10 protein-coding genes are annotated in these 12,266 nt (G+C 72.2%); 6 read left to right on the top strand and 4 right to left on the bottom strand.

Annotated features, from left to right (window positions below; translation table 11 throughout):
- Positions 1-39: 39 nt before the first annotated feature.
- Positions 40-501, top strand: coding sequence for a MarR family transcriptional regulator (locus tag O7616_RS13615; protein WP_282307113.1), 462 nt, complete (start codon positions 40-42; stop codon positions 499-501).
- Positions 502-558: 57 nt separating this feature from the next.
- Positions 559-2,127 (top strand): tetratricopeptide repeat protein, encoded by a 1,569-nt coding sequence (locus O7616_RS13610; protein WP_282307112.1) that lies wholly within the window; start codon positions 559-561, stop codon positions 2,125-2,127.
- 309 nt (positions 2,128-2,436) lie between these two features.
- Here the strand turns inward: O7616_RS13610 and O7616_RS13605 are convergent, their stop codons facing one another.
- On the bottom strand, positions 2,437-3,816 hold the full coding sequence (locus O7616_RS13605; protein ID WP_348773879.1) for a HAMP domain-containing sensor histidine kinase: 1,380 nt from the start codon (positions 3,814-3,816) through the stop codon (positions 2,437-2,439).
- Positions 3,817-3,884: 68 nt separating this feature from the next.
- Complete coding sequence (locus O7616_RS13600; RefSeq protein ID WP_282307110.1) at positions 3,885-4,541, bottom strand: response regulator transcription factor; 657 nt, start codon at positions 4,539-4,541, stop codon at positions 3,885-3,887.
- A 95-nt stretch (positions 4,542-4,636) separates the two neighbouring features.
- Here O7616_RS13600 and O7616_RS13595 point away from each other — a divergent pair, with 95 nt between their 5' ends.
- Positions 4,637-5,791 (top strand): sigma-E factor regulatory protein RseB domain-containing protein, encoded by a 1,155-nt coding sequence (locus tag O7616_RS13595; protein ID WP_282307109.1) that lies wholly within the window; start codon positions 4,637-4,639, stop codon positions 5,789-5,791.
- A gap of 58 nt (positions 5,792-5,849) precedes the next feature.
- On the opposite strand, the gene O7616_RS13590 is transcribed toward O7616_RS13595, so the two are convergent.
- The gene (locus tag O7616_RS13590) at positions 5,850-6,485 is read right to left on the bottom strand and encodes an SGNH/GDSL hydrolase family protein (protein WP_282307108.1); all 636 of its coding nucleotides are present in this window, start codon (positions 6,483-6,485) and stop codon (positions 5,850-5,852) included.
- Positions 6,486-6,631: 146 nt separating this feature from the next.
- Between O7616_RS13590 and O7616_RS13585 the strand changes: the two genes are divergently transcribed.
- Complete coding sequence (locus O7616_RS13585) at positions 6,632-8,935, top strand: ATP-binding domain-containing protein (RefSeq protein WP_282307107.1); 2,304 nt, start codon at positions 6,632-6,634, stop codon at positions 8,933-8,935.
- 89 nt (positions 8,936-9,024) lie between these two features.
- On the opposite strand, the gene O7616_RS13580 is transcribed toward O7616_RS13585, so the two are convergent.
- Complete coding sequence (locus O7616_RS13580; protein WP_282307106.1) at positions 9,025-9,444, bottom strand: hypothetical protein; 420 nt, start codon at positions 9,442-9,444, stop codon at positions 9,025-9,027.
- Positions 9,445-9,636: 192 nt separating this feature from the next.
- Here O7616_RS13580 and O7616_RS13575 point away from each other — a divergent pair, with 192 nt between their 5' ends.
- Together O7616_RS13575 and O7616_RS13570 are read left to right on the top strand one after the other, a co-directional pair.
- Positions 9,637-11,679 carry a glycerophosphodiester phosphodiesterase family protein gene (locus O7616_RS13575; protein WP_282307105.1) on the top strand — a complete coding sequence of 681 codons (2,043 nt, stop codon included), beginning with the start codon at positions 9,637-9,639 and terminating at the stop codon, positions 11,677-11,679.
- Positions 11,680-11,857: 178 nt separating this feature from the next.
- Complete coding sequence (locus tag O7616_RS13570) at positions 11,858-12,232, top strand: hypothetical protein (protein ID WP_282261530.1); 375 nt, start codon at positions 11,858-11,860, stop codon at positions 12,230-12,232.
- Positions 12,233-12,266: the final 34 nt, after the last annotated feature.

Raw genomic sequence — 12,266 nt, 5'->3', positions numbered from 1 at the left:
TAGCGCGGCTTTGTTGAGCGTTCAACTACATGGGATATGATGACGGTCATGACGCGCTGGCTGGACCCTGACGAGCAGCGCACGTGGCGCGCGTACCTCACCGCGTCGCGGGCGCTGATGGACACGCTCGACCGCGAGCTGCAACGCGACGCGGGCATGCCGCACGCGTACTACGAGATCCTGGTCCGGCTCTCCGAAGCGCCCGGCCGTCAGCTACGGATGAGCGAGTTGGCCCACGCCGCCGGGTCGTCGCGCAGTCGGCTCTCGCACGCCGTGGCCCGCCTGGAGGCCGCCGGCTGGGTGCGTCGGGAGGACTGCCCCACCGACCGACGCGGGCAGATCGCGCTGCTCACCGACGAGGGTTTCGCCACCCTCGCGGCCGCCGCCCCCGGCCACGTCGAGGGGGTACGCCGACACCTGTTCGACGCGTTGAGCCCCGCCCAGGTCGACCAACTGCGGCGGATCAGCGAGACATTGGCCGAGCACCTGACCGGATCCTGACCAATCGACACCGGCGCGGGTCTTGTACTTACCGTCGCCGAATGAGCACGATGGGGCGTGTCTTCCGGCTTCGGTGAACTGACTGATCAGGCGCACGACCTCGTGTCGGCCGGCGATCTGGCCGGCGCGCAGCGGCTCCTCTCCGACGCGCTCACCGACGCCGACCCGCGCCCGGCCAACGCCACCACCGAGCTGGCCGAGGCGGCCAGCCTCCAGGCACGGGTGCTCGTCGCCCTCGGTGAGCCGCATTCGGCCAGAGGCTGGGCCGCCTTCGCGTACGCGGCGACCACCCGGCTGCACGGCCGCTCCGACCCGCGCACGGTGGCCGCCGCGGCGACCCTGGCGGCGGTGCTGCACCGGGTCGGCAGCCATTCCCGGGCCGCCCGGCTCTACCAGGAAGTCATCATCGAACTGACCGCGCAGGACGGGCCGGAATCCCTGCGGGTGCTGGCCGCACACGCCGACCTGGCCACTGTCGAGTACGCGCGTGGTCAGTGCACGGTGGCCCGGGACCGGCTCCAGGACGCCTGGGAGCTGCACCGCGAGGTGTACGGCGACGGGCACCCCAGCGGCATCAAGATGCTGGCGCGGCTCGGGGCGATGCAGCGCGACTGCGGGCAGTTCGCCGAGGCACACGACAACCTGGCGCTGGCCCGTGAGCTGTGCCGGCAACACCTGCCCGCCGACGACCCGCTGGCGGCGCAGGTGGCGACCCTGGCCCGGGCGGCGGCCAATCCCGACCACGCCTGCGCGGACAACCCGCCCACCGCCCAGGACACTCCGGTCGTGCCGGCCGCCCGCGTCCCACCGCACGCCAACGGCCCGACCGAGTCCGGCTATCACCCACCGACGCCTCCACCGCACCACACCGCGACGGCGGCGGGTGGGACGGTTCCGAATCCCCGAGCGCCGGCCGACGAAGCCGTCGGGTCGGCGGGGTGGCCACCGGAGCGGGCGAGCGAGCCGACGCCGTACCCCACCGACGCTCCGGTGCCCCCGTCGGTGGTCGGGCTGGCCGGCGGGACGGAGGAGCAGTCCGGGGTGTACCGGCTGCGCCGCCCGGCCGACCCGTACGCGCCTCTCGAGCCGTACACGCCGTCGCGTCTGCTGCCGGTGCCGGTGCACCGGGCGCCGTCCCCGCAGCGCAACCGACTGGTACCGGTGCTGGTGGCCGGTGTGGTCGTGGTGTTGCTCGGGGCCGCCGCGGTGATCGCCGGGGTGGCCCGGGTCGGCGGGGGCGACGACGAACCGACCCCGCCGACGGCGACCGCCTCCCCCACCACCGCCGCACCGGCCGGCACCGCGCCCACCCCGACCGGCGCCCCGCCCACGTCGGGCGCCGCCGCAGCACCGCTGGGCAGCCCGCCCGGCGCGGTGACGTTGCGCGACACCCGGGACAGCATCACCCTGAACTGGACCTACCCCGCCGGCAGCGAGGGCCCGGTGGTCATCGCGGGTGGCCGCACCGGCCAGGACCGCAACGTCTTCGCGACCCTGCCCGCCGGCACCACCAACTACGTGGTCTACGCGCTCAACCGCACGAACGACTACTGCTTCACCGTCGCGGTCGTCTGGTCCACCGACACCGTCGCCAGCTCCGAGCAGGTCTGCACCCGCCGCCGCTGACCCGCCGCCCCTGACTGGCCGCCGCCCGCCGCCCGCCGTGGGCCTGCCAGCCGCGCCCTGCCGACCTCACTCAGCGTGGCGTATCCCCTGCATGAAACCGACGTGACAATCCGTGACACCAAGCGCGCCCATCCGCACGACCCACCCAGCCTTTGCTCTGCAGCTCTATCGGCACCACGGCAGATGACCAGGCGGAACGTCGCGGAAGCCCTCTCGACAGGCATGGGCCGAGCGTCACTTTTCGTAGCTGTCGCATCCGTGGGTGCAGAGCAAAGGGTCAACGGTGGGTGGGTGGGGGGTGGCTTGCCGTCACGGACCATCAACCTGTGGCGCCTGGCTGTCCTCCGCTGTGGACATCGGCAGCAGCAGGCGCACTCGCAGCCCGCGCCGCTCGGGCGCGTCGGTGAGGGCGATGCTGCCGCCCGCCCGTCGCACCAACTCCCGGACGATGGCCAACCCCAGGCCGGCGCCCCCGTCGTCGCGGGCCCGTCCGTCGTCCAGCCGGGTGAACCGATCGAAGACCCGCTTCCGGTCCGCGACCGGGATCCCCGGGCCGTCGTCGGTCACCGTCACCAGGTGGTACGCCCCAGCGTCAGGCCCGACCACGGGCCCCGCCGTCGAGGTCGCGAGCACGACGGCGCTGTCGGCGTGCCGCATCGCGTTGTCGACCAGGTTGGCCAGCACACGACGCAGCTCGTCGGCGTTGCCGGTCGTCCACAACGGGCCCGGCGGTGGCACCACCCGCACCGGCGGCGACGGGTAGCGGTCGGCGACCTCGGTCAGCAGCGCGCCCAACTCCACCGGGCCGACCCCTCGGCTCGGTGGCGCTTCGTCCAAGCGGGCCAGCAGCAGGAGGTCGTCGACCAGCCGGCTCAACCGATCGGTGTCGGCGAGCAGGTTGCCGGTCACCGCCGCCCAGTCCGTCCGGTCGGCGAGGCGCTCGGCCACCTCCAGCTCGGTCCGGATGTTGGTCAGCGGGCTGCGCAGCTCGTGTGCGGCGTCGGAGACGAATGCCCGCTGGCGGACCCGGGCCGATTCCAACCGGTCCAGCATGCCGTTGAGGGTGACCGCCAACCGGTGGATCTCGTCGGCGGACGCGGGCACCGGCAACCGGCCGGCACCAGCCCGCCCGGTGATCTCCTCCGCGCCCCGGCGCAGCGCCTCGACGGGCCGCAGCGTCGCGCCGACCACCCGCCACGCCACCACGGCCAGCACCGCCACCAGCAGCGGGAACGCCACCAGCAGGATGGCCCGGACCACGTGGGTGCTGTGCCGCACGTCGGCCATCGAACGGGCGACCAGCACGGTGAGCGGACCCGCCGCCGTGTCGACGGGTACGGTGACCACCCGGACCGGGCCGGCCAGCCCGACCCGCTCCGCCGGCACCTCCAGTCGCTGCCGACGGTCGTGGTCCAGGCCCTCCGGGCGGACCATCGGCACCAGCCGGTCGGCGTCGATCGAGGCGGCCCTGATCCGCCCCTGCGCGTCGACGACCTGGACGCGCACCTGACCACCGGCCACCGGCAGCGGGTCGGGCAACGCGTCCTCGGCGGCGAGCAGGGCGACCGCGTCGGCGGTCCGGAACGCCTCGGTGTCGACGGTTCGCTGAAGCACGAAACCGAGCGCGCCGAGCACCACCACCCCACCCAGGGCGAGGCCGACCGTGAGGCCGAGCACTCCGATCGCCAGCAGCCGCGCCCGCAACCCGAGCACCGGAATCCGGCCGCTTCCGAAACGGCGGACACCCGCCGGGCCGGTCACGTGGCCAGCCGGTAGCCGGCACCCCGGATCGTCTCCAGCCGGTCGCGGCCGAGCTTGCGACGCAGGTAGCCGATGTAGACCTCGACGGCGTTCGGCGCGGTCTCCACACTCGCGTCCCAGACGTGGTCCAGCAACTCGGTCTTGGACACGACCTGGCCGGGGCGGCGCATCAGGTAGTCCAGCAACGCGAACTCCCGCCCGGTCAGGACCACCTCGGCGTCGGCCCGGGTCACCTGCCGGCGGGCCGGGTCCAGTCGCAGGTCACCGACCGCCAGCACCGCCGGGCGTTCCGGCGCGCCCCGGCGCAGGAGCGCCCGCAACCGGGCCAGCAGCACCACGTACGAGAAGGGTTTGGTCAGGTAGTCGTCGGCGCCGCAGTCGAGGCCGTCGGCCTGGTCGTACTCGCCGTCCTTGGCCGAGAGCATCAGCACCGGCAGCCAGTGCTGCTCCGCCCGCAGCCGCCGGACCAGTTCGTAGCCGGAGAGGCCGGGCAACATCACGTCGAGGATCATCGCGTCGTACCCGCCGTGCCGGGCCGCGTCCAGGCCGGCCGGGCCGGTCCCCGCCACGTCCACCGCGAACCCCTCGGCCTGAAGGCCACGTTGCAGGGCAGCCGCCAACCGGGCCTCGTCCTCCACCACCAGCAAACGCACCACTCAAGGGTGCCACCCGGGTCAATCGTGACGGTCCGGCTTCCTCAGCACGCTCACAGGACCAAACAGGCAGGATGTGTACAGGAGGTGTCACCATGTCCGTCCTGAGGAGCCGTCCCGTCCTTCGTTGGCTGGTCCCGGCCACCGCGGCCGTCGCCGTGATCGGCGGTGGCGCGGCCGTCGGCACGTTCGCCGCCGAGGCCGAGCCGAGCCTGCCACCACGCACCGCGGCCCAACTCCTTGTCGACCTGCAGACCTCCCGGCTGGAGGGGTTGTCCGGGACCGTCGTGCAGCGCGCCGACCTCGGCCTACCGCCCCTCGTCGGCCTGGTCCCCGGCAACGAGCTGACCACCATGCTGACCGGCACGCACACGCTGCGGGTCTGGTACTCCGGCCCGGACCGGCAGCGGGTCGCGCTGCTGGACACCCTGGGCGAGCAGGACGTGATCCGCAACGGCCGGGACCTGTGGACGTGGCAGAGCCGCACCAACACCGCCACCCACCGCACCCTGAGCGGAGACGTCGGGGCTGGAAAGCCGGCTCCGGAGGCGGCGGCGAACCTCCCGGCCACCCCGCAGCAGGCCGCCGACCTGGCGTTGGGCGCGGTCGACCCGAGCACCGAGGTCAGCGTCGGCCGGTCGGCGACCGTCGCCGGTCAGGACGCGTACGAGCTGGTGCTCCAGCCGCGCGACCGGGCCTCGCTCGTGCACCAACTGCGGATCGCCATCGACGCCGAACGGCACGTGCCGCTGCGTTTCGAGGTGCTCGCGAAGGGCAGTGACCGGCCGGCGTTCGAGGTGGCGTTCACCGAGGTCGACTACCGCCGCCCGGACGCCGACCAGTTCACCTTCAACCCGCCGCCCGGTGTGACGGTCACCGAGGAGAAGGCCGAGCCGCCGACGGCGGGCAAGCACGGTCACGACGGACCGCCGACTGCCGGTAAGCCCGGTCATGCCGAATCGGCTGGTGACCCGAAGGTCCGCGCGGTGGGCTCCGGCTGGACGACGGTCCTGGTCGCCCGCCTCGACGGGCCGCTCGCGGACGGAAAGGCCCCGGCGACGCCGGCCGCCGGCTCCGCGCCGGACGTGGACGTGTCGAAGTTCCTCGGCGGGCTGGCGGCCGTCGACGGGGACTGGGGCAGCGGCCGACTGCTCACCAGCAAGCTGTTCAGCGTGCTGCTGACCGACGACGGCCGGGTGCTCGCCGGAGCGGTCACTCCGGAGCGGCTGTACGAGGCCGCCCGCGGCTGAGCCCGCGGTGTCGACGCCGGGTCGGCCTGACGGTCGGCCCGGCGTTTCGCTGCCCCGGTCAGGAGGCGGTGTTCGCGCCGAGGGCGTCGAGGTAGGCGTCGGCGAGGACCGCGTGGCCGGGCAGGTGCGGGTGTACGCGGTCGTCGGCCCACCGTTTCGCCGGGCTCACCGCCAACACCCGGTCGAACGCGGCCTGGTTGGCCACGTGCACCGCGTCGAACTCGGCGGCCAGGCCCGCCACCACGGCCGCGTATCGGTCGGTGTCGGCGCGCTGCGGGTCGGCGCGGTCGGCCTCGATGAGGAACGGGTCGCCGAGGATCAGTCGACAGCCGGTCTCGGCCACCGCCCGACGCAGCAGATCACGCAGCGTGCGCTCGTACTCGTCGATGGGAACGGCCTGGTCCGGTCGGTCGGTGTAGCGCCGCCAGATGTCGTTGATGCCGATCAGCACCGCGAGCCAGTCCGGGCGCTCGGCGATGGCGTCGGCCTCCCAGCGGGCGGCCAGGTCCCGTACGGTGTCGCCGTTCACACCCCGGTTGACCCATTCCAGCCGCAACTCGGGGTGCCGGGCGTCGACCAGGGCGCGTACGAGGCTGACATAGCCGCTTCCGTAGGGCGCGGCGACGTCACGCCGACCACAATCGGTGATGCTGTCGCCGATGAAGACCACCCGTTGGCCGGTCCGCAGGATCATCCGCCGCCACCTCGCGTTCACCGGCGCGCCGACCCGACCGGCTTGGTGCGCACCGGCGGGACGCGCTATCTTCAACAGTTCGAGGGCACAAAAAAGAACGGCTAATAGCCGTTCCTGCAAAGGATTCTAATCTTTAGGGAGACGGCTTGTCAAGGCACTCCGGCGGTTCCGGCGAATTGCCGCTCGACGACGAGATCGGTCGCGAGCAGGAGTACGTCTCGATGCTCTACGACCGGCTGGACGGGTTGCGTGAGCAGGCCGCCGACCGGCTCACCGCCGAGCTGCGCAACACCGGCGGGACCCTCCAGGACCGCTCGCAGCGCGACAGCTCGGTAGCGATGTACGCCGATCAGGTCGAACAGTTCTCCGCCGTGGAGAACGGGCTGTGCTTCGGCCGCCTCGACGGTGACGACGACTCCCGCCACTACATCGGCCGGATCGGCATTTTCGACACCAGTGGCGACTACGACCCGCTGCTGATGGACTGGCGGGCCCCCGCCGCCCGCCCGTTCTACCTCGCCACCGCCGCCAACCCGCAGGGCGTACGCCGACGCCGGCACCTGCGCACCCGGCAGCGCAAGGTGACCGGGCTCAACGACGAGGTGCTCGACATCGACACCGCCTCCCCCGGCGGCCACGAGGAGCTGACCGGTGAGGCGTCGCTGCTCGCCGCGCTCAACGCGGGTCGCACCGGCCGGATGCGCGACATCGTCGAGACCATCCAGGCCGAACAGGACGAGATCATCCGGGCGGAACTCCCGGGCGTCATGGTCGTCCAGGGCGGGCCGGGCACCGGCAAGACCGCTGTCGCGCTGCACCGGGCCGCGTACCTGCTCTATACCCACCGCCGGGAACTCTCCAGCCGGGGCGTGCTGCTGGTCGGCCCGAACGCGACGTTCCTGCGCTACATCTCCCAGGTGCTGCCGACGCTGGCCGAGACCGGCGTGCTGCTGCGTACCCAAGGTGATCTTTTTCCGGGGGTGAACGCCCAACGCGTCGAGCCGGCCGAGACGGCCGCGCTGAAGGGCCGGGCGGTGCTGGCCGAGGTGCTGGCGCTGGCCGTGCGGGACCGGCAGTGGGTGCCGGACGAGCCGTTGGAGATCGAGGTCGAGCGGGAGACGCTGACCCTGGACCCGGAGACGGTGCGTGCCGCCCGGGACCGGGTCCGCCGGACCGAACGGCCGCACAACCTGGCGCGAGCGCTGTTCGACGTGGAGATCGTGCACGCGCTCGCCGAGCAGGTGGCCGAACGGATCGGCGCCGACCCGCTGGGCGGGGACAACCTCCTCGACGAGGCGGACCGGGCCGAGATCCGCCGGGAACTGCGGGAGGAGTCGGAGATCCAGGCCGCCCTCGACCGGTTGTGGCCGGTGCTCACCCCGCAGCGGCTGCTCGCCGACCTGTACGCCGACCCGGACCGGATCGCCACCGCCGCGCCGATGCTGACCGACGACGAACGGGCGCTGCTGCGGCGGGAGCCGGGTGGTTGGACCCCGGCCGACGTACCGCTGCTGGACGAGGCCGCCGAACTGCTCGGCGAGGACGAACGGGCCGCCGCCGCCCGGCGGGACCGCATCCGGATGATGGAGCGGGAGTACGCCGAGGGTGTGCTGGAGATCGCCCGGGGTTCCCGTTCGATCGACGTCGAGGACGAGGCCGAGGGCGGTGAGATCCTCGGTGTGACCGACCTGATCGACGCCGACCGGCTGCTGGAACGGCAGGAGGAGGCCGATCGCCTCACCACCGCGCAGCGGGCCGCCGCCGACCGGACCTGGGCGTTCGGCCACGTCATCGTGGACGAGGCGCAGGAGCTGTCGCCGATGGCCTGGCGGCTGCTGATGCGCCGCTGCCCGAGCCGGTCCATGACGATCGTCGGTGACGTCGCGCAGACCGGGGCCCTCAGCGGTACACCCTCCTGGGCCGACGCCCTCGCCCCGTACGTCGCGCAGCGGTGGCGGTTGACCGAGTTGACGGTCAGCTACCGCACACCCGCCGAGATCATGGCGGTCGCCGCCGACGTGCTGGCCGAGATCGACCCGGCGCTGCGTCCGCCGCGCTCGGTGCGCGAGAGCGGCGTACCCCCGTGGGACCGGACGGTGCCCGACGAGCAGCTCGCGGCCGAACTGGTCGCCGAAGCCACCCGCGAGGCCGCCGGGCTGACCGACGGCCGACTCGGGGTGCTCGTGCCGGCCGGGCGGGTGGGCGAGTTGGGCTCGGCCGTCACCGCCGCCCTGCCGGAGGCCGCCGTCGGCGAGCACCCGAAGTTGGAGAGCCGGGTGGTGGTGTTGACCGTCGCGCAGGCCAAGGGGCTGGAGTTCGACTCGGTGCTCGTCGTCGACCCGGACCGGATGGTGGCCGAGTCACCCCGGGGCCGCAGCGACCTGTACGTGGCCCTGACCCGCGCCACCCAACGCCTGGGCATCCTCCGCCCCGCGGAGTCCCGGACCTGACGCCCTGGTCGATCATGAGGTTGACGTGGACTGTGATCTCCGATCGCCACGTCAACCTCATGATCACGCCGCCAAGCGGGTGGGTGGGGCTAGTCGGTGGATTTGTCCCTGATGGACTTCGCCGGGCCGGTCGCCGACGTGGACTGGTCACTGGTGCCGCCGCCCATCGGGGTGCTCAAACCACCAGTCGTGGCGTCGCCGGTGGTCGTCGGGGCCACCTTGCCCGGGTGCCGCTCGGGTTGGCGGGCCACCCGGCGTACGCTCGCCGGTCCGGCGGTGCCACCGGTGGTGGTCACCGCACCCTGCCCGCCGACCGGGCCGCCGTCGCGCAACACCTGCGGGTCGATCCGTTCCCGCGCCGGATCGAACGGGTCGTCGCGCTGGATCTGGCTCTCCACATCGGTGCGGGGCACTGTCACCTCGTCGAGGGCGCCCTTGCCGTACACACCGCCGGCGATCCGGTCCTCGGCCTCGCGGGCGGCGTCCTGCCGCATGTCGTCCTCACGCACGTCCATCACCTCGCAGAAGCTGTGGAACCGACTGCGTGCCCGGCCACCGGCCGACCAAACCCGTCCTGACCGGCACTGTCGTCCACGGCGGTTCACCGGCACGCCGTCCACTGGCCGCCTTCCCGCCGCGCGGGGTGTCCATGCTGTCCGGCGACCGGTGGGAGATGCCCGCTGGCAGGAGGGGATGACAGCGTGCGCACAGTACGCCGTACCGCAGTCGCGGCTCTGGTGGCCGCGACGGTGACGACCGGGCTCGCGGTGCCCGCCCAGGCGAAGCCGCGGCCGGACCGGACATTCGACGTGCAGGCCCACCGGGGCGGCCTCGGGCTGCGGGTGGAGAACACCCTCGCCTCGTTCGGCAACGCCCTCCAACTCGGGGTGACCACCCTCGAACTGGACGTGCAGATCACCGAGGACGGCCAGGCCGTCGTCACCCACGACCGGAAGATCAGCAGCGCCAAGTGCGTCGACACCACAGCGGTGACGCCGGGCGACGCGGAGTTCCCGTACGTCGGGAAGTACATCAACACGCTCACCCTGGCCCAGGTACGCACGCTGGACTGCGGGTCGAAGACGCTCGCCGACAAGCCGGGGCAGGTCGCCGCCCCGGGCGCCCGGATGCCGTTGCTGCGTGAGGTCTTCGCCCTGGTCAACCGCTACCGGGCGAAGGACGTGAAGCTCAACGTCGAGACCAAGGTCGAGGCCGGTGCACCCACCGAGACGGCGCCGCGCGAGCAGTTCGTCCAGGTCACCGCAGCCGAGATCCGCGCCGCCGGGCTGCTCAAGCAGGTCACCATCCAGAGCTTCGACTGGGGCGCGCTGATGCGCATGCGCCAGGTCGAGCCGAAGCTGCCGCTGGTCGCCCTGACCAACTACGACTTCCTCCAGACCGGCAAGCCCGGCGCCTCGCCGTGGCTGGGCGGACTGGACATCGACGACTTCGGCGGTGACCCGATCACGGCGATCCGCAGCTTCGGCGCCAGCGCCTTCTCCCCCGTGCACGGCATGCCGCAGAACGGCACGGTCACCGACCCCGGCTACCAGCCGTACGTCACCAGGGAGATGGTCGCCCAGGCGCACCGCTACGGGATCAAGGTGATCCCGTGGACCGTCGACGACGTGCCGACCATGGCCAAGCTCATCGACGACGGCGTGGACGGCATCATCACCGACTACCCGGACCGGCTGCGCGGCCTGCTGGCGCAGCGCGGCTACCGGCTGCCGAAGGCGTACGCGTCGCCGTTCGACATCCAGGCGCACCGGGGCGGTCGGGCCACCCGACCGGAGAACACCCTGCCCGCGTTCGCGAACGCGCTGTCCAACCGGGCCATCTCCACGCTGGAACTGGACACCGGTGTGACCGCCGACGGCAAGCTCGTGGTGCTGCACGACCGCACCGTCAACGGGTCGCACTGCGTGGACACCAAGCCGGTGCGCCGCGGTGACCCGAAGTTCCCGTACGTGGGCAAGCCCGTGCACGAGCTGACCCTGGCGCAGCTCAAGACCGTGGACTGCGGCACGAAGACGCTGCCCGAGCTGCCCGCGCAGGTGCCCGCGCCGGGTGCCCGGATCCCGACCCTGGACGAGGTCTTCGCCCTGGTGAAGGCGAGTGGGCGCAGTGACATCGGGATGAACATCGAGACGAAGATCAGCCCGGTGGTGGACGACACCGAGCCGTACCGCAGCTTCACCCGCAAGCTGGTCGACGCGATCCAGCGCGCCGGCTTCACCGACCGGGCCACCATCCAGTCGTTCGACTGGCGCACCATTACCTACGCCCGCAAGCTCGACCGGCGGATCGGCACCGTAGCCCTGGTCTGGCAGTACGGGCCGGAGGAGTGCAAGACCCTCGCCGACGAGTGCTCGTTGCAGGCGGCGTACGGCGACCCGTCGGTGAAGAGCCCGTGGACCGGCGGGCTGGACTGGTGGAAGTACCGGGACCTGGGCAAGCTGACCCGGGCCGCCGGCGCCGGCACCGTGTCGGCCAACTGGCAGGTGCACGACCCGAAGCAGGGCACCGTCGCCTCGGCGGACTGGTACCTGCGGGAGAACCCGGCATACTTCCACGGACCGGACGTCCGGACCCTTCAGACGCGCGACGACCTGAAGGTGATCCCGTACACCGTCGACGACGCCGCGGTGATGCAGCGGGTCATCGACCTCGGCGTCGACGGCATCATCACCGACGACCCGGACCTGTTGGTGAGCGTGGCCGTCCGCAACGGCCTGCGCTGACCTGACACACACCCGATCGCCGGCCGGATTTTTCCGGCCGGCGATCGGTGTTACCTGCTCCGGGGCCTCGGGTAGTCGGGGGTTGTCCCCGCCACGAAAGCGAACCGTGCCGTGGCCGAAACGCGGTAGCGGGGCGAGGGAAGGCAGGTACGACTCATCGCATCCTGAGGAGGACCAGATGAGCACGCAGGCTGCTTCCACCCGGCCGATGAACCGGCCCATGAACGACCCGCAGAATCCCGCCTCGATGCGGGACATGCAGACCCAGCAGATGCCGTCCATGCGGGACGGTCACCGAGACCCGATGCCGTCGCCGGGCACGGAGACCAAGCAGGCGTTCCTGACGACGGAATTCTGGGTCTACGCCGCTGCGGTCGCGCTCCTGGTGATCTCCGCGTTCTGGCGGGGCAGCGCCACCAACGGCCTGAACATCAACAACCCGAACCAGGCGTGGCTGTTCCTGACCATCCTGACCGGTGGTTACCTGGTCAGCCGCGGTCTGTCGAAGGCCGGCTCCGCCCGCCGTTCCGGCAAGGAGCGAAGCAGGCACTGACGCGTCGCGTCGAAACAGTGGCCTCCGGGAGAGT

Source organism: Micromonospora sp. WMMD964 (assembly GCF_029581455.1).
In the GTDB taxonomy this organism is placed as follows: Bacteria; Actinomycetota; Actinomycetes; order Mycobacteriales; family Micromonosporaceae; genus Micromonospora.
Note: the sequence above shows the minus strand (reverse complement) of the source record. Positions and strands in the feature narration are given on the sequence as shown.